Origin of the sequence: Streptomyces sp. AHU1 (genome assembly GCF_045343905.1) — a bacterium.
Classification (GTDB): Bacteria; Actinomycetota; Actinomycetes; order Streptomycetales; family Streptomycetaceae; genus Streptomyces; species Streptomyces triticiradicis.
Genome location: NZ_CP174283.1, coordinates 6,271,355 through 6,294,399, shown reverse-complemented (window position 1 = coordinate 6,294,399; position 23,045 = coordinate 6,271,355). Strand labels below are relative to the sequence as shown.

15 protein-coding genes are annotated in these 23,045 nt (G+C 70.4%); 10 read left to right on the top strand and 5 right to left on the bottom strand.

The features are described from left to right. Positions 1–566 precede the first annotated feature (566 nt). The 8 genes from ACICHK_RS28090 (at position 567) to ACICHK_RS28055 (ending at position 11,047) form a co-directional block, all read left to right on the top strand. Entirely contained in the window at positions 567–4,319 is a 3,753-nt protein-coding gene (locus tag ACICHK_RS28090) for a nitrate- and nitrite sensing domain-containing protein (RefSeq protein WP_406839035.1), read from the top strand. Positions 4,320–4,328: 9 nt separating this feature from the next. Further along, entirely contained in the window at positions 4,329–4,742 is a 414-nt protein-coding gene (locus tag ACICHK_RS28085) for a roadblock/LC7 domain-containing protein (protein WP_037624995.1), read from the top strand. Positions 4,743–4,853: 111 nt separating this feature from the next. Next, the gene (locus ACICHK_RS28080; protein WP_103548533.1) at positions 4,854–5,252 is read left to right on the top strand and encodes a DUF742 domain-containing protein; all 399 of its coding nucleotides are present in this window, start codon (positions 4,854–4,856) and stop codon (positions 5,250–5,252) included. Next, complete coding sequence (locus tag ACICHK_RS28075; protein WP_103548532.1) at positions 5,233–5,808, top strand: ATP/GTP-binding protein; 576 nt, start codon at positions 5,233–5,235, stop codon at positions 5,806–5,808. The genes ACICHK_RS28080 and ACICHK_RS28075 overlap by 20 nt, the downstream gene beginning before the upstream one ends. 351 nt (positions 5,809–6,159) lie before the next feature. Beyond that, a complete protein-coding gene (locus ACICHK_RS28070) occupies positions 6,160–9,372 on the top strand; it encodes a nitrate- and nitrite sensing domain-containing protein (RefSeq protein WP_406839034.1) in 3,213 nt (1,070 codons plus the stop codon). Between the two features lie 11 nt (positions 9,373–9,383). Next, positions 9,384–9,797, top strand: coding sequence for a roadblock/LC7 domain-containing protein (locus tag ACICHK_RS28065; RefSeq protein WP_037625176.1), 414 nt, complete (start codon positions 9,384–9,386; stop codon positions 9,795–9,797). A gap of 94 nt (positions 9,798–9,891) precedes the next feature. Next, positions 9,892–10,485, top strand: coding sequence for a DUF742 domain-containing protein (locus tag ACICHK_RS28060; RefSeq protein ID WP_406839033.1), 594 nt, complete (start codon positions 9,892–9,894; stop codon positions 10,483–10,485). Further along, positions 10,466–11,047: an ATP/GTP-binding protein gene (locus tag ACICHK_RS28055; protein ID WP_103554950.1), complete on the top strand. Its 582-nt coding sequence runs from the start codon at positions 10,466–10,468 to the stop codon at positions 11,045–11,047. The genes ACICHK_RS28060 and ACICHK_RS28055 overlap by 20 nt, the downstream gene beginning before the upstream one ends. Positions 11,048–11,357: 310 nt before the next feature. Here ACICHK_RS28055 and ACICHK_RS28050 read toward each other — a convergent pair whose 3' ends face one another. Next, positions 11,358–11,552 carry an acyl-CoA carboxylase subunit epsilon gene (locus ACICHK_RS28050; RefSeq protein WP_151472109.1) on the bottom strand — a complete coding sequence of 65 codons (195 nt, stop codon included), beginning with the start codon at positions 11,550–11,552 and terminating at the stop codon, positions 11,358–11,360. 57 nt (positions 11,553–11,609) lie between these two features. Further along, on the bottom strand, positions 11,610–13,217 hold the full coding sequence (locus tag ACICHK_RS28045; RefSeq protein WP_151472108.1) for an acyl-CoA carboxylase subunit beta: 1,608 nt from the start codon (positions 13,215–13,217) through the stop codon (positions 11,610–11,612). A 511-nt stretch (positions 13,218–13,728) separates the two neighbouring features. On the opposite strand from ACICHK_RS28045, the gene ACICHK_RS28040 reads away from it, so the two are divergent. After that, positions 13,729–14,349: a YceI family protein gene (locus tag ACICHK_RS28040; protein ID WP_406839032.1), complete on the top strand. Its 621-nt coding sequence runs from the start codon at positions 13,729–13,731 to the stop codon at positions 14,347–14,349. A gap of 151 nt (positions 14,350–14,500) precedes the next feature. On the opposite strand, the gene ACICHK_RS28035 is transcribed toward ACICHK_RS28040, so the two are convergent. Both ACICHK_RS28035 and ACICHK_RS28030 read right to left on the bottom strand, forming a co-directional pair. Continuing rightward, positions 14,501–15,853, bottom strand: a complete 1,353-nt coding sequence (locus ACICHK_RS28035) for a hypothetical protein (RefSeq protein WP_406839031.1) — start codon at positions 15,851–15,853, stop codon at positions 14,501–14,503. A 224-nt stretch (positions 15,854–16,077) separates the two neighbouring features. After that, on the bottom strand, positions 16,078–19,119 hold the full coding sequence (locus ACICHK_RS28030) for a glycoside hydrolase family 3 protein (RefSeq protein ID WP_406839030.1): 3,042 nt from the start codon (positions 19,117–19,119) through the stop codon (positions 16,078–16,080). Between the two features lie 291 nt (positions 19,120–19,410). Here ACICHK_RS28030 and ACICHK_RS28025 point away from each other — a divergent pair, with 291 nt between their 5' ends. Continuing rightward, the gene (locus ACICHK_RS28025; protein WP_406839029.1) at positions 19,411–21,285 is read left to right on the top strand and encodes a lectin; all 1,875 of its coding nucleotides are present in this window, start codon (positions 19,411–19,413) and stop codon (positions 21,283–21,285) included. 79 nt (positions 21,286–21,364) lie between these two features. On the opposite strand, the gene cimA is transcribed toward ACICHK_RS28025, so the two are convergent. After that, complete coding sequence (gene cimA, locus ACICHK_RS28020; protein ID WP_406839028.1) at positions 21,365–22,969, bottom strand: citramalate synthase; 1,605 nt, start codon at positions 22,967–22,969, stop codon at positions 21,365–21,367. Positions 22,970–23,045 lie beyond the last annotated feature (76 nt).

Genomic DNA, 23,045 nt, shown 5'->3' with positions numbered 1-23,045 from the left:
TCGGGGTCAAAGAGCCCCACATGGGCGCGGGTTGTCGGATTCGCCATCCCTGTAAAGCGTCAGGCTAAACATTCAATTGCCTGGCGATGTCGTGAAGAGGCCATGATCGCCGTGTGAGTTTGCTCACTCACCAAGGGGCAAACCGGTCAATCACGGCCCCCAAAACGGTGGGATCAAACGGACATTACTTCACTGAACCAGCCATTCCGCTCCTGATCATCGCGACTGGGACAGGGCAGGTGCGCCAACGGCTCGTAGGCGTATGCCCGGTATGTACGAGCCCCCTTGTACGCCTCGTGACCTCTCCCTCACATGCTGTCACGGAGGTCACAGCCTGGTACACGGGCCTTGTTGGAGATCCGGCACTGTGCTGGAATTCCTCGGACCGCCGCGGATTCACGATCCGGCGCGCAGGGGCGCTACTCAGCGCCGAGTGGCGGCGGGAAGGGGGAACCTGCGCCGGTCACTCAGACCACCTACACACGACGCATCTGCGTCTGTGTAAAAAGCCGACACCGTCCCGCCGTTCCAGCGGAGGGGCGCCTGGTCCAGAGGTTGCGACGCTAGTGCAGGGACGTTTCAAGAGGGATGGCAGCGCTTCGGCGGAGCCGGAGCCGCGCGGCGGGACCGACCGCGGTTCCTCGCCCCAGCACGCCCAGAACCCGGGACCGGCAGAGGGCGGCGCCAGCGGTGAACACTCCGCCCGCGCCGGCGCGAAGCCCAAGGCTCCCGCCCCCACGCCGGACGCCACGCCGACGAGCGAACCGGGCTACGGCTCGCGCGTAGCGCTGCGGAACTGGCGCATCTCGACGCGACTGGTCTCGCTGCTCGCGCTTCCCGTGGTCGCGGCGACCTCGCTGGGCGCGCTGCGCATCAACGAGTCGCTGGACACCATCCAGCAGCTCGACAACATGCGCCTGCTGACCGAGATGACCAAGCAGGCCACCGAGCTCGCCGCCGCGCTCCAGCAGGAGCGCGACCAGTCGGCCGGTCCGCTGAGCCACGGTGTGCTGGCCAGCGACTACCAGGTCAAGTCGGTGCGCGACGCCACGGACGTGGCCAGGAAGCACTTCCTCGAGGGCACGCAGCAGGTCGACGACGCGACGTCCAAGGGCCAGCTGTCCGGCGTGCACGACAGCCTCGTCGGTGTCGTGGGCGAGCTCTACAACCTCAACAAGATCCGCAGCGACGCCTACGGCGACCCGCAGAACTCGACCCAGACGGTGGACGCCTACCACCGCCTGGTCACCGAGCTCCTCGCGCTCTCGCAGGACATGGCCGAGGCGACCAGCAACCCGGAGATGATCCAGCGCACCCGTGCGCTGGCGGCCTTCTCCTCCGCCAAGGAGTACGCCTCCGTCCAGCGGGCCATCATCGCCGCCGCGCTCCCCACGCAGCCGAAGACCTTCGGAACGCTCTCCAAGAACGACCAGCAGTACGCGCTCTCGGCGCAGCAGAGCGAGGAGTCCGAGAACAACTCCTTCAAGAACATCTACGGCGCCGGCAGCGCCGAGCTGCTCCAGGCGGTCGAGGGCGACAACCCGACGATCAAGTCCGCCGACAAGTTCGCCCAGCGCGTGCTGGGCGCCCAGGACGGTCTGCGGACGCAGGACAAGCGCTCGTACAAGGACTGGGTCGACGCGGACTCCGCCAAGATCGACCAGATGAAGAAGATCGAGACCACGCTGCTCGGCGAGATGGAGCAGAAGGCTCGTGAGCTGCGCAACGAGTCCCAGAGCGAAGCGATCATCTCCGGTGTACTGATCCTGCTCGTCCTCGGCGTCTCGCTCGTCGGCGCCTTCGTCGTGGCCCGGTCCATGATCCGCTCGCTGCGCCGCCTGCAGGACACCGCGACCAGGGTCGCCCAGGACCGCCTGCCCGAGCTGGTCAAGCAGCTCTCGGAGTCGGACCCGCAGGACGTCGACACCTCCGTGGAGTCGGTCGGTGTGCACTCCCGGGACGAGATCGGCCAGGTGGCCGCGGCCTTCGACGACGTGCACCGCGAGGCCGTCCGCCTCGCCGCCGAGCAGGCCCTCCTGCGAGGCAACGTCAACGCGATGTTCACCAACCTCTCGCGCCGTTCCCAGGGTCTTATCCAGCGCCAGCTCTCGCTCATCTCCGAGCTGGAGTCCCGCGAGGCCGACCCCGACCAGCTCTCCTCGCTGTTCAAGCTCGACCACCTCGCGACCCGCATGCGCCGTAACGGTGAGAACCTCCTCGTCCTCGCCGGTGAAGAGCCCGGCCGCCGCTGGACCCGTCCGGTCCCGCTGGTCGACGTGCTCCGCGCCGCCGCCTCCGAGGTGGAGCAGTACGAGCGCATCGAACTCGCCTCGGTGCCGGGCACCGAGGTCGCCGGCCGAGTCGTCAACGACCTCGTCCACCTGCTCGCAGAGCTGCTGGAGAACGCCACCTCGTTCTCCTCCCCGCAGACCAAGGTCAAGGTCACCGGTCACGCCCTGCCCGACGGCCGGGTGCTGATCGAGATCCACGACACCGGTATCGGTCTGTCCCCCGAGGACCTGGCCGCGATCAACGAGCGGCTCGCCGCTCCGCCCACGGTGGACGTCTCCGTCTCCCGACGCATGGGTCTGTTCGTGGTCGGTCGTCTGTCGCAGCGTCACGGCATCCGCATCCAGCTGCGTCCGTCCGACTCCGGCGGTACGACCGCGCTGGTCATGCTGCCCGTGGACGTCGCGCAGGGCGGCAAGAAGCCCATGCCGAACAAGCCGGGCCAGGGTGCCCCCGGCGGCGGCCCCGCCGCCGCGCAGGCCTCTGCCGGTGTCGCCGCGGCCCGTCGCTCGAACGGTCCCTCGCTCGGCGCCGGATCCCCCTCCGCCCCCGGCGGTCCCCTCGGGGCCCCGCCGCAGCGCGGCCAGGTCGGCGCGGGCCAGGGTGCCCGTGCCGCGCTGCCCGGCAGCAACCAGGGCGGTCGCCCGGGTGCCGGCGGCGGTGCCCGTGGTCCGCAGGGCCAGGGCGGCGGCCAGCAGGGCAGGCAGGCTCCCGCCGGTGCGAACGCCTTCGGGCAGGGCCCGCAGCAGGGCTTCCCCGCCCAGAACGGCTCGCAGCAGGGCTTCGGCGACGGACAGGGCTCCCAGAACGCCTTCGGTGACACCTCCGGCGGCCGGAAGAACTCGTTCGGCAACGGCAACGGCGCGGGCCAGAACGCCTTCGGCGACGGCAACGCGGCTCCCGCCGCGCCCGCGCAGGCTCCCGCCAAGGGCAAGAGCGGCCGTCGTCGGCCGCAGCTCCCGGGACGCGGTGGCGCGCGCGCCGAGCTGCCCGGCGGCAACGCCGACTCCCGCACGCCGAGCTGGAGCGACAACAACGCGCAGCCGCCGGTTCCGCGCGCGTCCGCCGACACCCCGCGCGGTCACGAGGAGCCCGACGCCACGTCGCGCATGCCCCGGATCGACGACCGGCAGGGCCCCGCGTCCACCGCCGAGTTCGCCCGCCCCGACTTCGACGCCCCGAGCCCCGGCACGGGCGCGCCGCAGAACAACGGCCGGAACAACGGCCAGAACAACGGCAACGGCCAGTACGGCTACGCCGCCGGCAACCAGCCCTCCAACGGCCACAACCCGGCCGCCACGGGACAGTTCGCCGCCCAGGGTTACGGTGCCTCCCAGGCTCCGTCGTCCACCGGCCAGTTCGCCCAGCCCGGCTACGCGCCTGCCCAGGACCCCGCGTCCACGGGCCAGTTCGCGGCCCCCGGGTACGGCAACGGGCAGGGATCGTCGTCCACCGGGCAGTACGAGCGGCCGGCCGCCCCACAGCCGTCCGCCCGTCCGCAGGCCCCCGAGGCGCTTCCCCCGGCCTCGAACCCCGGTGACGGCCGTACCCCGCTGTACGACACGCTGGAGACCAACTGGTTCCACGGTCAGGCGAACGGATCGGACGGCGCGCCCGCGAACGGCGCCGCCCAGAACAACGGTTCCCAGGGATACGCGCAGGCCGCCCCCCAGCAGCCGCAGGCTCCCCGGGCTCCGCAGCGGCCGGCCGCCGCACCGGCCGCACCCGCCACCACCACCACGTGGCGCAGCTCTCCGAACGACGACCTCGTCAAGCAGGCAGAGCGCTCCCGCAAGCCGTCGGCAGGCGGGGTCACCACCTCGGGTCTGCCGCGTCGCGTCCCGCGAGCCAACCTCGTCGCGGGCACGGCACAGCAGCAACAGCACCAAAGCGGTCCGCAGGTCTCGCGTGCGCCCGATGACGTACGCGGCCGGCTGACCAATCTCCGTCGGGGCATCCAGCAGGGTCGACAGGCCGGCAACGGCCAGACCGGCAGCTTCCCCAGCCCCACTCACCAGCAGGAGCGTTAGTTGAGCCCGATGAGCCAGGCGGCACAGAACCTCAACTGGTTGATCACCAACTTCGTGGACAACACCCCCGGGGTGTCCCACACCGTCGTCGTGTCCGCCGACGGACTCCTTCTGGCTATGTCCGAAGGCTTTCCCCGTGACCGCGCCGACCAGCTGGCGGCCGTCGCCTCCGGACTCACCTCGCTGACCGCCGGGGCTTCCCGGATCTTCGAGGGCGGCTCGGTGGCCCAGACGGTCGTGGAGATGGAACGCGGTTTCCTCTTCCTGATGTCGGTTTCGGACGGATCGTCCCTCGCGGTCCTCTCCCACCCGGAGTGCGACATCGGCCTTGTCGGCTACGAGATGGCGCTGCTCGTCGACCGTGCGGGCGCCGTCCTCACGCCGGACCTGCGGGCCGAGCTTCAAGGCAGTCTGCTTCACTGACCGCCGCCGGATCCAGACACCGCACGAAATCACCGTCCGGCCGCCACAATCCCCCCACCGGCCCCAACAGACGGCACGACTGACCGACTTGCTGTCCCGCCCGGAGGATTCATGACCCCGCCCCCCGCCTCTCATGATCCGTACGCCGAGTCGTACGGGGATGAGGGCGACCAGCCGCTGGTACGCCCCTATGCGATGACCGGCGGCCGGACCCGGCCGCGGTACCAACTGGCCATAGAGGCTCTGATCAGCACCACGGCCGATCCGGCCCAGCTGATGGGGCTGCTCCCCGAACACCAGCGCATCTGCCATCTGTGCCGGGAAGTGAAGTCGGTGGCCGAGGTGTCGGCCCTCCTGGGCATGCCGCTCGGCGTGGCCAGGATCCTTGTCGCGGACCTCGCCGAGGCCGGACTTGTCGCCATTCACCAGCCTGGCGGCGATGAGAACAACGGCGGCGCGCCGGACGTGACACTGCTCGAAAGGGTGCTCAGTGGACTTCGCAAGCTCTGACGGAGGCCGGGCGACCACCTCCGCGAAGATCGTCGTAGCGGGTGGCTTCGGTGTCGGCAAGACCACGTTCGTGGGAGCCGTCTCCGAGATCAACCCGCTGCGCACCGAGGCCGTCATGACGTCCGCTTCGGCGGGCATCGACGACCTCACGCACACCGGTGGCAAGACCACCACCACGGTGGCCATGGACTTCGGCCGTATCACCCTCGACCAGGACCTGATCCTGTACCTCTTCGGTACGCCGGGCCAGGACCGCTTCTGGTTCATGTGGGACGACCTGGTCCGCGGCGCCATCGGCGCCGTGGTCCTGGTGGACACCCGGCGTCTCGCCGACTGCTTCCCCGCGGTCGACTACTTCGAGAACAGCGGTCTGCCGTTCGTCATCGCCCTCAACGGCTTCGACGGTCACCAGCCGTACAACCCGGAGGAGGTCCGCGAGGCCCTCCAGATCGGGCCGGACGCCCCGATCATCACGACGGACGCCCGCCACCGTGCAGATGCGAAGAGCGCTCTGATCACGCTGGTCGAGCACGCCCTCATGGCCCGGCTGCGTTAACGATCAAGTAGACGGCCCTGTATGGAAGTTGTCGTAGTCACATTGAAGCCGGCTGTGTCGTTTGACACGGCCGGCCTCGGTGTTCATAACGTTTCGACAGAGAATTTCGCTGGCCCTGACACGCATAGCGGTCGCCCGGTGCCGCTGCGTTCATGAAAGCCCCGTCTTTTGGCGGGGCTCGCTCTTTATGACCGTTTTATCCGTGGTCAGCGCCACTCGGAATCATCCGTTCCGAGTGTTTGGAATGGCGCTGCTTGGCGTGCTGGAATGCGCTGAACTGCCCAGTAGTCAAGGGCGCTGGTAGATACGGCGGCACACAGTAGGTGCCGACGCCGAGAGGTTGTTGGTCGAGTGAGGCGAAGCATGAACGGCCCCGAGCCGTCGGCACGGGGCAACTTCACCCCGCCGGCGCGCGGAGCGGCGCCCGCACAAGTGCCCGGCCCGGAGCCCACGCCGGCGCCCGCGCCGAGTGGGGGCCGTTTCTCCCCGCGCAACTGGCGCGTGCCGACCAGGCTGAACGCGATCCTGCTCATACCCGTGGTGGTCGGCCTCGTCATGGGCGGCTTCCAGGTGAAGAGCTCGATCGACACCTGGCAGCAGGCCGAGGACGCCGAGAAGACGGCACGCCTGGTGCAGGCGGCGCTGACGTACGGCGACAAGCTGTTCGTCGAGCGCGACCTGAGCGCCGCCCCGCTGCTGTCGGGCAAGGGCGCGAAGGACGCGACCGTCGCCAAGGTCCGCCGGGAGACCGACCTGGCCGCCGACGCCTTCAACCAGGCCGCCCAGGACATGCCCAAGACCGAGGGTCTGGAGCGTCGCCTGTCGGTCTTCCGCAACGTGGAGCCCGGTCTCCAGAAGCTGCGTGACGAGGCCTACACCACCAAGCGTCCCGGTGTGACGACCGAAGAGGGCTACCTCCAGATCCAGCACCCGCTGATGGAGTTCGCCAACGAGCTCGGTCTGGGCACCGGAAACATCACCAGCTACGGCCGTACGGTCTACGCGATCTCGCTGTCCAAGGCCGCGCTGTCGCTGGAGCGGTCCATCGGCATGCACATGCTGATCAAGCCGGGCCCCGGCACCAGCAGCCTCAGCAGCCAGCGCGTCGCCCTCTCCTCGTACGCCTACCTCGAAGGCATCGCCATCGAGGAGTACATCGGTGGTGGAACCGACGAGGACGCGGACAAGCTCACCGCGGCGACGGCGAACGTCAAGTCCGAGCTGACGAAGGCCGCGCAGGACGCCGCGGCCGACGACCCGAACTACGTGCCGCCGCCGACGAACCCGACCGAGATGGTCACCCAGCTCGCGAAGCTGCCGTCCACGCTGGAGAGCGACCGGGCCGCGCTCGCCACGAACGGCATCACCGCGCAGAACTGGATGGCGGTCAACACCGCCAAGTACAACGCGTACCGCGAGATCGAGTCGGACCTCGCCGACAAGGCCGTGGCCGAGGCCGCGGACATCTCCGACACGGCCAGGACCGACGCCTTCATCACCGGTGCCATCGTCGTCGTCGCCCTGCTCGCCGCGTTCATCCTGGCCGGCATGGTGGCCCGCCAGATGAGCCGCTCGATGCGCCAGCTGCGCAGCGCGGCCTTCAACGTCGCCGAGCAGCGCCTGCCGATGCTGGTCGACCAGCTCTCGCGCACCGACCCCGGCCGGGTCGACACCCGCGTGCAGCCGATCCCGATCACCAGCACGGACGAGATCGGCGAAGTCGCCCGCGCCTTCGACCAGGTCCACCGCGAGGCCGTGCGACTGGCCGCCGAGCAGGCCCTCCTGCGAGGCAACATCAACGCGATCTTCACGAACCTCTCGCGCCGCAACCAGTCGCTGATCGAGGGCCAGCTGACCCTGATCACCGACCTGGAGAACAACGAGGCCGACCCGGACCAGCTGGAGAACCTCTTCCGTCTGGACCACCTCGCGACCCGTATGCGCCGCAACGGCGAGAACCTCCTGGTCCTCGCCGGCGAGGAGCCCGGCCGCCGCTGGGACCAGCCGGTCCCGCTGGTCGACGTCCTGCGCGCCGCCTCCTCCGAGGTGGAGCAGTACGAGCGCATCGAGCTCTCCGGCGTCCCGGAGGCCGAGATCCACGGCCGCGCCGTGACCGACCTCGTGCACCTGCTCGCCGAGCTCCTTGAGAACGCCACCACGTTCTCCTCGCCCCAGACCAAGGTCCGCGTCACCGCGACCCGTCTCCCCGACGGCCGCGTGATGGTCGAGATCCACGACAAGGGCATCGGCCTGACCGCCGAGGACTTCGCGGACATCAACCACAAGCTGGCCAACCCGCCGACCGTGGACGCCGCGATCTCGCAGCGCATGGGCCTGTTCGTGGTCGGCCGCCTGTCCGACCGCCACGGCATCCGCGTCCAGCTGCGCCCCTCGGGCGAGCAGGCGGGCACCACCTCGCTGGTCATGCTCCCCGACGTCATCACCCACGGTGGCGGTGGCGAACAGCAGCCGATGCGCGACGAGTTCACCGTGTCCCAGATCATCCCCGAGCAGCAGCAGCAGTCGTTCCCCGGTGAGAACTTCGGCCAGCAGCAGCCCGTGCTGACCGCCGCGGACCTCGGTTTCGACGACAGCCGCTACGAGGTCCCGGACGACGCACGCGATCTGGACCCCGTGGGCCGCTCCCTGATGCGCGAGGAGCGCCGTGCGGCCCTGGGAGCCCAGGCGCAGGGTCCGGAGGCCATCGAGGCCCCCCAGGACTACGCCGACGGCTTCGACCAGCCCGCCCCCGCGTACGACAACGGGCAGCCGGCCTTCGACGGCGCCCCGGCGTACGACGGCGCCCAGGGCGTGCACGAGGAGCAGCAGGCCACGTACGACCAGCAGACGTCGTACGAGGAACCGCAGCAGGCCGCGTACGACGAGGCGTACTTCCCGTCCAACGGCGGCTACCCTGAACCCTCCTACCAGGAGCCGGTCCAGCAGGAGCACGCCGGAATGGGCAACTCCGCCCCGGATTCGCTGTCGGGCTTCGGTGAGCCGTCCTACCAGGACGACTGGCCGCAGCAGGACGCGTACCAGGGCGGGTACCAGCCCGACTACGCTCCGCAAGCGGAATCTCCGCAGGTCGCTGACGCGGGCGAGCGGGACAGCGTAGGCTTTAATCGTCCGGGACCGGCCACTTCGGCCCCCCACACGATGACCGGCGCGGGACTCCCCCGTCGCGGTCCCGCTCCCGCCGGCAACGCCCGGCGCCCCGCGGAACCGCCGAGGGAGCAGTCGGCGCCCATGTCCTCCGGGAACACGGGCGACGAATGGCGGTCGTCCAACGACGATCGGTGGCAGCGCGCCGAGCAGCTGAAGAAGCCCAAGGCGGGCGGGGTCACCTCGTCCGGTCTGCCGCGGCGGGTGCCCAAGGCCAACCTGGTCGAGGGAACCGCGGAATCGACCCCCCAGGGAGGCCCCCAGGTCTCCCGCGCTCCTGAGGACGTCCGGGGCAGGCTGAGCAACCTGCGTCGTGGCGTGGAGCGGGGACGCAGTGCAGGTAGTGAGACGAACGGCCAGGGCCTCGGTCCTGACAGCACCTACAACCAGGAGCGTTAGTTGTGAGCCCGATGAGCCAGGCGGCACAGAACCTGAACTGGTTGATCACCAATTTCGTGGACAACACCCCCGGGGTGTCGCACACGGTGGTGGTCTCCGCCGACGGACTCCTTCTGGCTATGTCCGAAGGCTTTCCCCGTGACCGCGCCGACCAGCTGGCGGCCGTCGCGTCCGGTCTGACCTCCTTGACCGCGGGCGCGTCCCGTATCTTCGAGGGCGGCCATGTGAACCAGACCGTTGTGGAGATGGAGCGGGGATTCCTCTTCCTCATGTCCATCTCGGACGGTTCTTCACTCGCAGTACTCGCACACCCTGAGGCGGACATCGGTCTCATTGGGTACGAGATGGCGCTTCTGGTGGACCGTGCGGGCACGGTCCTCACTCCGGATCTCCGCGCGGAGCTCCAGGGCAGCCTTCTCAACTAATAGACAGACGGTGCGAATTGTCGTCCCGGGGCCGTAAGGTTTCGGGACGCGGTCCCAGCGTTGGGTGCCCGGCACAGTCGGAGGAGGAGAGAAAGTGGTAACACCCCCAGGCGGTTCGTCTTCGGGCAATTGGTCGTACGGCCCCGGCCAGGGGCAGGGCGACGGTTCAGGCGACCCGAACCGGTACAACTTTCCCTCCGCACCCAGCCAGCGGCGGCAGCCGTACGCGCCCCAGGGTCCGCAGGGCCCCGGGCCGTCCCCGTACGACCAGCCGTCGGCACCGCGCATCCAGCCCGTACAGCCGCAGCGGCGCTCTCCCGAGGCGTCGCCCGCCGGAGGGTCCAACAACAACCCCCTGGTGCGTCCGTACGCCATGACGGGTGGCCGCACCAGGCCGCGCTACCAGCTCGCCATCGAGGCGCTGGTGCACACCACCGCGCAGCCGCACCAGATGCAGGGCCAGTTGCCCGAGCATCAGCGGATCTGCAACCTCTGCCGGGAGATCAAGTCGGTGGCCGAGATCTCGGCCCTGCTGACCATCCCTCTCGGCGTCGCCAGGATCCTCGTCGCCGACTTGGCGGAGGCGGGCCTGGTCGCCATCCATCAGCCCGGCGGCGACGAAAACGCCGGCGGCCAGCCAGACGTGACTTTGCTCGAAAGGGTGCTCAGTGGACTTCGCAAGCTCTAGCGGAGGGCCTTCCCGCTCCACCACGTCCGCGAAGATCGTGGTGGCGGGCGGCTTCGGCGTGGGCAAGACCACGTTCGTCGGCGCCGTCTCGGAGATCAACCCGCTGCGCACCGAGGCCGTCATGACATCCGCTTCGGCGGGCATCGACGACCTCACGCACACCGGAGACAAGACGACGACGACCGTCGCCATGGACTTCGGCCGTATCACCCTCGACCAGGACCTGATCCTGTACCTCTTCGGTACGCCGGGCCAGGACCGCTTCTGGTTCATGTGGGACGACCTGGTCCGCGGCGCCATCGGCGCGATCGTCCTGGTGGACACCCGGCGTCTCGCCGACTGCTTCCCCGCGGTCGACTACTTCGAGAACAGCGGCCTGCCGTTCGTCATCGCCCTCAACGGCTTCGACGGCAACCAGCCGTACAACCCGGAGGAGGTCCGCGAGGCCCTCCAGATCGGACCGGACGCCCCGATCATCACGACGGACGCCCGCCACCGCGCGGACGCCAAGTCGGCGCTGATCACGCTCGTCGAGCACGCCCTCATGGCGCGCCTGCGCTAGCGCTTCCCGCTCGCACGACGAAGGCCCCTGCTTCTCCGCCCGGAGAAGCAGGGGCCTTCGTCCGTCCTCGGCCGGCCCGGTCCGGACGCGCTCGCGGCCCGGACGCGCGGGCCCGGCACGCGTGGACGCGGGGTGCCGGGCCGAACTCCCGCCCCGTACGGCCCCGTCGGGCGGCGAAGGGGCCGGGAGAGCCCGGGAAGCCCCGAACGCCCGCGGAAGGGCCCTGGGGCCCTGGAGGGCGTCCGCGGAGCCCGGGACGCACCACAGCCCCGCCCTCCATCGGGAGGACGGGGCTGTCGGCGTCAGACCCTCAGTGCCAGCTGTGCGGCGCCCGGAAACCGGGCTCCCGCTCCAGTCGGCGCCAGCCCGCCTTGCGGTGGGGGCCGTGGGAAGGAGCGGCATCAGTGGGAGCGGAGGCGGCACGGGCCAGGAGGATGGCCGTGATGGCGGCGACCTCCTCGGGCTCGGCGTGGCCCTTCTCGACGCGGATGTCAGGCGTGCTCATAGGTTTCAGTCTCCATGAGAGAGGTTTCCGCGGGGGTACCGCGGAGGATCCGCCGGGTTACTGCGGGGGGTTGCCGTGCTTGCGGGAGGGCAGGTCCGCGTGCTTGGTGTGCAGCATCGCCAGCGACTTGATCAGTACCTCGCGGGTCTCGGCGGGGTCGATGACGTCGTCGACCAGGCCGCGCTCGGCCGCGTAGTACGGGTGCATCAGCTCGGCCTTGTACTCCTTGACCATGCGCACACGCATGGCCTCGGGGTCCTCGGCGGAAGCGATCTGACGGCGGAAGATGACGTTGGCGGCGCCCTCGGCGCCCATCACGGCGATCTCGTTGGTGGGCCAGGCGTAGGTGAGGTCGGCGCCGATGGACTGGCTGTCCATGACGATGTAGGCACCTCCGTAGGCCTTGCGCAGGATCAGGGAGATCCGCGGCACCGTCGCGTTGCAGTACGCGTACAGCAGCTTCGCGCCGTGCCGGATGATCCCGCCGTGCTCCTGGTCGACACCCGGGAGGAACCCGGGCACGTCCAGCAGCGTGATGATCGGGATATTGAAAGCGTCACACATCTGGACAAAGCGCGCAGCTTTTTCGGACGCCTCGATGTCGAGGACACCCGCCAGGCTCTGCGGCTGGTTGGCGACGATGCCGACGACCTGGCCGTCGAGGCGGGCCAGCGCGCAGATGATGTTGCGGGCCCAGCGCTCGTGGACCTCGAGGTAGTCGCCGTCGTCGACGAGCTCCTCGATGACCTTGGTCATGTCGTAGGGGCGGTTGCCGTCGGCCGGGACCAGGTCCAGCAGCACCTCGCTGCGCCGGTCGGCCGGGTCCGAGGACTCGGCACGCGGCGGGTTCTCGCGGTTGTTCTGCGGCAGCATCGACAGGAGGTAGCGCACCTCGGCGATGCAGGTCTCCTCGTCGTCGTACGCGAAGTGGCAGACGCCGGAGGTCTCGGCGTGCACGTCGGCGCCGCCGAGGCCGTTCTGGGTGATCTCCTCGCCGGTGACCGCCTTGACCACGTCCGGGCCGGTGATGAACATCTGCGAGGTCTCGCGGACCATGAACACGAAGTCCGTCAGCGCCGGGGAGTAGGCGGCGCCGCCGGCGCAGGGGCCCAGCATCACGGAGATCTGCGGGATGACCCCGGAGGCCTTGGTGTTGCGCTGGAAGATGCCGCCGTAGCCGGCCAGCGCGGAGACGCCCTCCTGGATGCGGGCGCCGGCGCCGTCGTTGAGGGAGACCAGCGGGGCACCGGCCGCGATGGCCATGTCCATGATCTTGTGGATCTTCGTGGCGTGGGCCTCGCCCAGGGCGCCGCCGAAGATGCGGAAGTCGTGGGCGTAGACGAAGACCGTGCGGCCCTCGACCGTGCCCCAGCCGGTGATGACACCGTCGGTGTACGGCTTCTTGGCCTCCAGGCCGAAGCCGGTCGCCCGGTGCCGGCGCAGCTGCTCGACCTCCTGGAACGAGCCCGCGTCCAGCAGCAGGTCGATGCGCTCCCGGGCGGTCAGCTTGCCCTTGGCGTGCTGCGCCTCGGTCGCCTTCTCGCTGGGACCCCGCAGCACCTCCGCACGGATGGCGTGCAGTTCCGCCACGCGGCCACGCGCGTCGGTCGGTTCGCCCGCGGGGAGCGCGGAGTTCGCGGTGTCGGCCTCGTCCAAAACGGTCATGTAGCGACCATACGAAGCCCGCCAAGGAAACAGGCCCGTCGACTCTGCACAGTCTCCGGACCGTTTTCCTGGTGCCCCTGAACAGAACCACCATCGCATGCAGGCGATCCGACTGCCCGGAGGGGCTCGGGCTTGTGGAGGTCTCACAAACCCTTCCACCGAGTGCCGCCTCATATTCATGAGTGGCACATGCCATCACCGGGGTGACACGACCCCCCGTTCGGCGGTCCGCGCACCTCAGGGGCACCACCCCCGCGGCCGCGCGGACCCGCCCCGCACCCCCTGCCGGGTCGACCGCGCACGGACACACAGGGGCAGCGTCAGGGTTCCGGGCGGGCCCGTCAGGGGCCGGATGCGCACGACCCACCGTGACACACCACGCACACCCCGGAAACAGTTGAAACTTGAACGGAATAGGTCTACGGTTGCCCCTGTTGACCTCGTTGAACATTCAACAGAATGACGCCGTGGCTCTCCCCGGAACCACGGCCCGTCCCCCAAGGAGCATCTGATGGGCATCTTCGGCCGCAAGACCACCGACACCGCCGGCACCGCCGCCGTCGCGACGGCCACCGCCGTCAGCCCGGACCTGGCCGCCCTGACCGGCGACTACACCATCGACCCGGCCCACTCGACGATCGGCTTCGTCGCCCGGCACGCGATGGTGACCAACGTCAAGGGCTCGTTCAAGGACTTCGAGGGCACGCTGCGCCTGGACGGCACCGACCCGGCCCGGTCGACGGCGTCCCTGGACATCAAGATGGACAGCATCGACACCGGGTCCGCCGACCGCGACGGCCACCTCAAGAGCGCCGACTTCTTCAAGACCGACGAGTTCCCGGCGATGACCTTCCGCTCCGTCAAGGCGGAGGCCCTGGGCGGTGACGACTACCGGATCACCGGTGACCTGGAGATCCTCGGTACGACCAAGCAGATCAGCATCGACCTGGAGTTCAACGGCGCGGCCAAGGACCCGTTCGGCAACGAGCGCGTGGGCTTCGAGGGCAAGGCCGAGATCCTGCGCTCCGAGTGGGGCCTCACCTGGAACGCGGCCCTGGAGACCGGCGGCGTGCTCGTCTCCGACAAGATCAAGCTGAACTTCGACATCTCGGCGATCCGGAACGCCGGCTGAGATCCGGGCCGCAGCCCCGGCACCGCCGCACGCTTTCCCCCGGCGCCGAGCCCCCGCACAGGGGCGCTCGGCGCCGCCGTGCGCGCGGAGCACGGTCGCCCCGCGCGGAGCGTGGCCGTCCCGTGCGCGGACCGGGGCATCCGCGCGCCCCTCAGAAGCCGCCGCCGAAGTCCCCGCCGCCACCGCCGAAGTCCCCTCCCCCGCCGTCGCCGAAGCCGCCGCCGAAGTCCCCGGGATCGAAGTCGGCACCGGAGACATCGCCTCCGTCGTAGCCGCCGGAGTAGCCGTAACCGGTGCCGTACGCGGCCCCGTACCCGGGGCTCGCCATCATGCTGCCGAGCACGGTCCCGACGAGCAGGCCCGGCAGCAGACCGCCGCCGAAGTAGCCGCCCGCCCAGGGGCCGTACGCCGGGCCCGCGTCCCAGTACGGACGGCGGCCGTACTCCGTCTCGACCTCACGGACCGCCGGTTCCTCACCGCCGGCGAGACGCATCCAGTCCGCCTTGCAGACCGGGACCTCGCGGGGCGCGCCCCCTGCGGGTGTCCAGGCGGCGTCGGCGACGGACGGACCGTGCCGGGGGTCGAAGAAACAGGGTGCGCGGCGCTCGGGGACCGGACGGCCCTCGCGGCGCGCCGCGAGCACGGCGAGGGAGAAGCGGCCCCCTTCCAGGGACTGGGTGACGGCGCGCACGTCCTCGGGGCGCCGGGCCTCGGCCATGTACGACTTCGCCTGTTCGTAGGCGTCCAGCGCGCGTTCGTAGTCCGCGCGCATCGCGTCGTCGGCGCCGGCCTCCGCCGGATGGAAGTCGAGCCGGTCCAGTTCCTCGCCGAAGGCGGTGATGTCCTCGTCCACGACCATGCGGAGCCGCTCCAGCGCGGCCCGCCGCTCCTCCTCCTCGCGACGCCGGTTGCGGCGCACGACCGCGTACGCGCCGGCGCCGCCGACGACGGCGATCGCGCCGACCGCGATCAGTGCTCCCGTGGGCACACGTCCGCCGTCCGTGCCGCCGCCCCAGCTCGCGGGGGCCGAGCCGTGGACACTGGTGAGCGCGCGGTCGGTGAACTCGTTCAGCTGGGTGTTGGCGTCCGAGACGCCCTGGACGCCGGCGACGAGGTTCTGCACGGCCGAGCGGGACATCACCGCGGAGTCGGCGCGGGCGTCGAAGCGGTCGCCGAGCCTGATCGCGTAGAGGCCGGTGACACCAGTGGCGGTGCGCAGGTTCCGGAAGAGGTCCTGGGTGGGGTAGTCCGCGGGAAGCACCGCGACGAAGACCGGTTTGTCGGCCTTCTCGATCTTCGCGGCCAGTGCGTCCGCCTCCGCCGCGGAGAGCTGGCCGGAGGCGGCCGGGTCCACATAGACGGGGCCCTCGCGCAGGGCCGCCGCCACGGTGGAGACGTCGGTGGCGGCGTCGGCCCGGGGCGCCGGGAGCCACACCGTCGCCAGGGCCGCGAGCATCAGTGCGGCCAACAGGCCCGGAAGTCCTCGGACGGGTGCGGCCCTCATGCTTTTGAAGCTACCCGAACCGGAGCGAAACAGGACATCGGGAGAGTGGCACCCCCCGCGGCCGGGACGCGGCCCGGCACCTCGGCGCCCGTCCCGTGCGCCGCCCGCGGCGGCCACGGCGCGGACGCCTCGGGCGCCGGAAACGGAACGCGGGCCGGCCGGGGCTGAGCGTCAGCCCCGGCCGGCCCTGCCTCCGTTCCCTCACCCCGCGCGGAACGGCTTCCTCACCCCGCGCGGTACGCCTTCGTCAGCTCGGCCACCGCCTTCGCGTAGTGGCCGGTCAGCAGCAGATGGTCCGCGTCCGCGAAGTGTCCCGCGTTCGCCGCGGTGACCGACGAACCGATCTTCTGCTGGACGAGCAACCGGGCCTTCGTCACGACCTTGCGGGCGACCTGGTCCGCGCCGGACCGCTCCGCCGCCGCGGCCACCAGGGCGAGCTCGTGCAGCGTGGCGGCACCGCCCCGTACCGGCTTCGTCAGCGTCGTGAGGCCCCATCCGTACGGGAACTGCGGGTCGTAGGAGGCGTCACCGACGTTGATCGGCAGCTGGGACTGGGACTTCGGCCAGGTGACCGGGAGCTGCCCGGTGAAGGCGCGCTTGCCGTAGAGGACGTCCGCGACGCCGTCGCCCTCGGTGCCCGGCAGCCAGGAGGCGACGAGGGCGTCGATGTCACCGAGCCGGTCGCCGATGAGCTGCGGGCGGCCCGAGACGACCAGTACCGCGCACTTCATGGCCGCGCACACCTTGTCGACGGCCGCCTTGTCGGCCGCGGTCAGCTCCAGGTCGTTGCCGTTGCCGACATCGCCGACGCCCTCCGCGTACGGGGTCTCGCCGACGACGACCACACCGACGTCGTACCCGGCGGTCGGAGCCGAGGCGTCCTTGGAGTAGGTGACGTCCCCGCCGGCGTTCCGCATGCCCTGGAGGACCGTCGTGCCCTTGGTGATCGGGCCGGACGAGCCCTGCCAGGTGAGGGTCCAGCCGCCGGTCTGGTTGCCGAGGTCGTCGGCGTTCGAACCGGCGACGTACACCTTCTGGGACTTCTTCAGCGGCAGTACGCCCTCCGCGTTCTTCAGCAGGACCTGGGACTCGGCCGCGGCCTGCCGCGCCACGGCCCGGTGCGCGGCCGAGCCGATCCGCGAGGCGCCGCTCGTGTCCGCGTACGGCTTCTCGAAGAGCCCCAGCCGGAACTTCTGGGTGAGGACGCGCGACACGGCGTCGTCGATCCGCTTCCGGGTGACGCGGCCCGCCTTCACCTCGTCGGTGAGCGTCGTACGGAAGTCCTTGTACGAGTACGGCACCATCATCATGTCCACGCCCGCGTTGACCGAGGTGCGCACGTGCGAGGCGTAGTCGCCGGGGAGCTGGTCGATGGCGTTCCAGTCGCTGATGACGAAGCCGTCGAAGCCCATCCGGCCCTTGAGGACACCGTTGATCATGTCGGCGCGGGCGTGCATCTTCACCGGGCCCCGACCGTCGCCGACGACGTCGAGCGAGGAGTAGGACGGCATGACCGTGCCGACGCCCCGGTCGACCGCGGTCTCGAAGGGGGCCAGGTGGACGGCCTCCAGCTCCTGCCGGGTGACCTTGGTGACGCCCTGGTCCAGGGTGTACGAGCCCGTCGTGGACGTGCCGTACCCGGTGCCGCCGTCGCCGACGAAGTGCTTGGCGGTGGCGAGGACCTTGTCGCCGCGCTTCAGGTCCCTGCCGTCGCGGGCGCCCTGGAGTCCCTGGACGACCGTCTCCATGGAGTCGACGAGCGCCGGGTCCTCGCCGAAGGACTCGTAGGAGCGGCCCCAGCGTTCGTCGCGTGACACGCACAGGCAGGGGGCGAAGTCCCAGGGGATGCCGGTGGCGCGGACCTCGGCCGCGGTCACCGCGCCCGTCCGCTCCGCGAGCGCGGGGTCACGGGTGGCGCCGATGCCGATGTTGTGGGGCATGATCGTCGCGCCGGCGAGGTTGTTGTGGCCGTGCACCGCGTCCACGCCGTAGATCAGCGGGATCTGGAACCTGGTCGCCTGCGCCCGGAGCTGGAAGCCGTCGATCATCTTCGCCCAGGCTTCGGGGGTGTTGGGGGTCGGCGTGGAGCCGCCGCCGGAGAGCAGCGAGCCGAGGCCGTAGGAGGCGATGTCGCCGCCCGTGCCGATCGCGCCGCGCTCGGCCTGGGTCATCTGCCCGGTCTTCTCCTCCAGGGACATCCGGGAGAGGAGGTCGGCGACCCGCTTCTTCACGGGCAGCTTCGGGTCCAGGTACGGCAGTCCGTTGGCGTCGACGACCACCTGCGGGGTCTCGGCGGGGGCCTTGGCGCCGGTCACCGTGAGCTCGATCGGGATCGTCTCGGCCGCCTCGGCGGACTTGTCGCGCAGGACCGGGACCTTGACGGTGCGGGCGGCGCCGGACACGGTGCCCGCCGGGAAGGTGATCTCGCCGCGGACCGGTGTGTAGTCCCGGCCCGGCGTGGCGGTGCCGCCCGCGCTCTCGTACGCGACGGTCACGGGCTCGTCGATCGGGGCGGAGCCGGTGGTGGCGACGGAGATCCTGACGGCGGCCGTCCCGCCCTCGCGCACCGGGTAGACCGCGGCGTCGGTGGTGACGGAGGCCCGCAGGGACTGATCGGCCTTGCCGTACAGTTCGACGTCGTCCAGGGCGAACCGCCCCGGGGCGCCGACCGGGAGCGTGAGGGCGTAGCCCCACATCTGCGTCAGGCCGAGGACGTGGTCGATCCCGCCGACGGGCTGGTAGTCCGTGCGGTAGACGAAGTCGGCGAAGGGGATCTCGATCCGTTTCCAGCCGGTGAAGTCGTCGGTGAAGGAGGTGGTCCACAGTTCGGACGCCTCGCCGTTCGCTCCGCCGTCCTTGATCTCGAAGGCGAGCTTCTTGCCGGTGTTCCGGCCGTCCCACCAGAAGCGGATGCCCTTGTGCGCGGACCAGTCGTGGGCCGGCTCACCGGCCGCGAAGTCGTGGGTGAAGCCGCCGTAGCCGCTGATGTCGTAGTCGCCGGTGAGGACCTTGGCACCCTCGGGCGCGTCGGACCGCGCGGTCAGGGCGAGCTTCGGCGGGTCGTCGCTGTCGCCGCCCCAGGTGAAGATGCCCTCGGCGGGCTGGGTCGCGAAGGGCACCTCGCCCTCGAAGCGGTCGACCGGCACGGGCGCCGGTTCATCGGCCGCCGCCGCTCCCGCCGAGGCGAGCGGGAGCAGTCCGGCGATCAGCGCGGCACCGGCCAGCAGAGCGGTTCTTCGTACGGAGTTCCGATCGAGCCCGGTCAATGGGGTTCCCCTCGACTCTCACGTGGTTCTGACGACGTGCTTCTTCCTGACGACGACGTGCTGCTCTGTTCCCTCGCTCTTCTCACGACTTAGATCACGGCGTGAGTTAACTGGCGTCCCGGCAACCCGTCAAGACTTCACGCCAGAACCGGTACAGACCCAAGTCCCGGCCGGATCAGGGCGGTTGTTCCTTCAAAGTCTGAACGCGCAACCCCTTGACGCGACTTCGCAGCCGTCATTTACTCACGCCTCGCACGCCTCCCACCCCCACCTCCAGAAGGGCGGCGCTCCATGAGGAGATCCACCAGGAGATCCACCCGGGCGGCCCGGCTGATCCTCGCCGGGCTGCTCGCCACCGCGGGATTCACGGCGGCCGCGCCCGCGCACGCCGCGGGCGAACAGGTCACCGCCTATCTCACGACGACGGACGACGACGGCGGACGCCATGTCGTGCGCGGGCTCCAGGCGCAGGCCCCGTTCGCCTTCCAGTCCGGCAGCGGCGGCGGCGGTGAGAACATCACCGTCGACGAGAACACGCGCTACCAGACCTTCACCGGCGGCGGCGCGTCCTTCACGGACACCGCGGCCTGGCTGATGAACAGCAGCGGCGCGCTGTCGCAGAGCACCCGCGACGTGACGATGCGCAAGCTCTTCTCCCCCACGGACGGGATCGGGCTGTCCTTCCTGCGCAACCCGATGGGCGCCTCGGACCTCGCGCGCTACGGCTACACCTACGACGACGTGCCGGCCGGGCAGAGCGACCCGAACCTCGCGCGGTTCTCCGTCGCGCACGACCTGGCCGACGTGGTGCCGCTCACGAAGCAGGCGCTCCAGCTCAATCCGGCCCTGACCGTGATGGCCTCGCCGTGGACGGCGCCGGCCTGGATGAAGGACAGCGGGTCGCTGAACGGCGGCTGGCTGAAGGCGGAGGACTACGGCGCGTACGCCTCGTACTTCGTGAAGTACCTCCAGGCCTACCGGGACCAGGGCGTCCCCGTCTCGTACGTCACCGCCCAGAACGAGCCGACCTGCTGCTCGGGCTACCCGTCGATGAGCTGGAACGCCTCGGGGCTCGCCTACTTCACCAAGAGCGAGCTGCTGCCGAAGCTCCAGGCGGCCGGGCTGTCCACCAAGGTGCTCGCCCACGACTGGAACTGGGACGTGTACGACTCCTACGCGGCGGCCACGGTCGACGACGCGGCGGTCCGCTCGCACCCGAACTTCGGCGGGATCGCCTGGCACGGGTACGGCGGCGACGTCGGCAAGCAGACGAGCGTGCACAACCAGTACCCGGGCCTCGACGCCTTCGGGACCGAGCACTCCGGCGGTACCTGGATCGCGAACCAGCAGCGCGAGGACATGCTCAACATCGTCGACTACACCCGCAACTGGGCGAAGTCGGTGACCAAGTGGTCGCTCGCCGTGGACCAGAACAAGGGCCCGCACAACGGGGGCTGCGGCACCTGCACCGGACTGATCACCGTGCACAACGGGGACGGGGCGAGCGGGACCGTCGACTACACGGTCGAGTACTACACGATGGGGCACCTGACGAAGTTCGTCCGGCCCGGGGCGCAGCGGATCGCCTCCACGGCGTCCTCCGCCGTCCCGAACGTCGCCTGGCGCAATCCGGACGGGTCGAAGGCGCTGATCGCCTACAACGACGGCTCGGCGGCGAAGACGGTCACCATCAACTGGGGCGGGCAGCACGCGACGTACTCGCTGCCCGGCAAGACGTCGGCGACCTTCACCTGGTCCGGCACGCAGTCGGGCGGGGGTGACCGGAGCGGGGCGCTCGTCGGGCTGGCGGGCAAGTGCCTCGACGTGGCGGGCGCGTCGAGCGCCAACGGCACCGCGGTGCAGCTCTACGACTGCAACGGGACCGCCGCGCAGTCCTGGACCGTGGGGGCCGACGGATCGGTGCGCGCGCTCGGCAAGTGCCTCGACGTCACGTCGGGGTCGACCTCCGACGGCGCCAAGGTCCAGCTCTACGACTGCAACGGCTCGGGCGCCCAGCGGTGGTCGTACAACTCCTCGACGGGTGACGTGGTCAACACCGCGGCGAACAAGTGCCTCGACGTGACGGACAACTCGTCGGCGAACGGGGCGCGGGCGCAGATCTGGTCCTGCACCGGGGCCGCCAATCAGAAATGGCAGCTGCGGTAGCCGTCCGGCACGCCGGAGGGGCCGGACGGCACGGACGCCGGGGGGCGGGGTTCCCGCATCCCCGGCGTCCGGGGCGCGTCTACGAGGCGGGTTCCACCCCGGCCCGGAGCAGACCGTAGGTGTAGGCGTCCTCCAGTGCCTGCCAGGACGCGGCGATGACGTTCTCGGCGACGCCGACCGTGGACCACTCCCCCGTGCCGTCGGAGGTGGAGATGAGGACGCGGGTCGTGGACTGCGTGCCGTGCTTGCCCTCCAGGATGCGGACCTTGTAGTCGACCAGCTCCAGCTTGGCGAGCTGGGGGTAGATCGTCTCCAGGGCGACGCGCAGGGCGCGGTCGAGGGCGTTGACCGGGCCGTTGCCCTCGGCGGTGGCGACGATGCGCTCGCCCTTGGCGAAGAGCTTGACCGTGGCCTCGTTGGCGTGGCTGCCGTCGGGGCGGTCCTCGACGATGGCCCGCCAGGACTCGACCTCGAAGTAGGTGCGCGCCCTGCCCTCGGCCTCGGCGCGCAGCAGCAGCTCGAAGGAGGCGTCGGCGGCTTCGTAGGTGTAGCCCTTGAGCTCGCGCTCCTTGACGCGTTCGACGACCCGGCCGACCAGTTCGCGGTCGCCGCCGAGGTCGACGCCGAGCTCCTTGCCCTTGAGCTCGATGGAGGCGCGGCCGGCCATGTCGGAGACCAGCATCCGCATGGTGTTGCCGACCTGCTCGGGGTCGATGTGCTGGTAGAGGTCCGGGTCCACCTTGATCGCGGAGGCGTGCAGGCCCGCCTTGTGCGCGAACGCCGAGACTCCCACGTAGGGCTGGTGGGTGGAGGGGGTGAGGTTGACGACCTCGGCGATCGCGTGCGAGATCCGGGTCATCTCCCGCAGCGCGCCCTCGGGGAGCACCTTCTTGCCGTACTTGAGCTCCAGGGCGGCGACGACCGGGAAGAGGTTGGAGTTGCCGACCCGCTCGCCGTAGCCGTTGGCGGTGCACTGGACGTGGGTGGCGCCCGCGTCGACGGCGGCCAGGGTGTTGGCGACCGCGCAGCCGGTGTCGTCCTGGGCGTGGATGCCGAGCCGGGCCCCGGTGTCGGCCAGGACGGTGGAGACCACGGCTTGGACCTGCGCCGGGAGCATCCCGCCGTTGGTGTCGCAGAGCACCACCACGTCGGCGCCGGCCTCGTGCGCGGCCCGGACCACGGACTTCGCGTACTCCGGGTTGGCGCGGTAGCCGTCGAAGAAGTGCTCGCAGTCCACGAACACCCGCCGCCCCTGGGCGACCAGGTGCGAGACGGTGTCGCGGACCATCTCCAGGTTCTCCTCCAGCGTGGTGCGCAGCGCGAGCTCCACGTGCCGGTCGTGGGACTTGGCGACCAGCGTGATCACCGGGGCACCCGAGTCCAGGAGTGCCTTGACCTGGGGGTCCTCCGCGGCCTTGCCGCCGGCCCGGCGGGTCGCGCCGAAGGCCACGAGCCGCGCGTGCCGGAAGTCGATCTCCTGGGCGGCGCGGGCGAAGAACTCGGTGTCGCGGGGGTTGGCGCCGGGCCAGCCGCCCTCGATGAAGCCCACCCCGAAGTCGTCCAGGTGCCGCGCGATGGCCAGTTTGTCCGCCACGGTGAGGTTGATGCCCTCGCGCTGCGCGCCGTCGCGCAGCGTCGTGTCGAAGACGTGGAAGGAATCGTCGACTTCGCTGGTCTCGGTCATGGTCTCAAGGCTCCTGTGTTGAAACTCGGTCTACCGGAATGACCGGCTCCACCGTCCCCCAATGATCCCGCGCGCG

Bases quoted from the DNA above. Each gene is read 5' to 3' on its own strand.
- ACICHK_RS28085 (WP_037624995.1), top strand. From the start codon at position 4,329: ATGAGCCAGGCGGCACAGAACCTCAACTGGTTGATCACCAACTTCGTG.
- ACICHK_RS28080 (WP_103548533.1), top strand. From the start codon at position 4,854: ATGACCCCGCCCCCCGCCTCTCATGATCCGTACGCCGAGTCGTACGGG.
- ACICHK_RS28065 (WP_037625176.1), top strand. From the start codon at position 9,384: ATGAGCCAGGCGGCACAGAACCTGAACTGGTTGATCACCAATTTCGTG.
- ACICHK_RS28050 (WP_151472109.1), bottom strand. From the start codon at position 11,552: ATGAGCACGCCTGACATCCGCGTCGAGAAGGGCCACGCCGAGCCCGAG.
- ACICHK_RS28045 (WP_151472108.1), bottom strand. From the start codon at position 13,217: ATGACCGTTTTGGACGAGGCCGACACCGCGAACTCCGCGCTCCCCGCG.
- ACICHK_RS28040 (WP_406839032.1), top strand. From the start codon at position 13,729: ATGGGCATCTTCGGCCGCAAGACCACCGACACCGCCGGCACCGCCGCC.
- ACICHK_RS28035 (WP_406839031.1), bottom strand. From the start codon at position 15,853: ATGAGGGCCGCACCCGTCCGAGGACTTCCGGGCCTGTTGGCCGCACTG.
- ACICHK_RS28025 (WP_406839029.1), top strand. From the start codon at position 19,411: ATGAGGAGATCCACCAGGAGATCCACCCGGGCGGCCCGGCTGATCCTC.
- cimA (WP_406839028.1), bottom strand. From the start codon at position 22,969: ATGACCGAGACCAGCGAAGTCGACGATTCCTTCCACGTCTTCGACACG.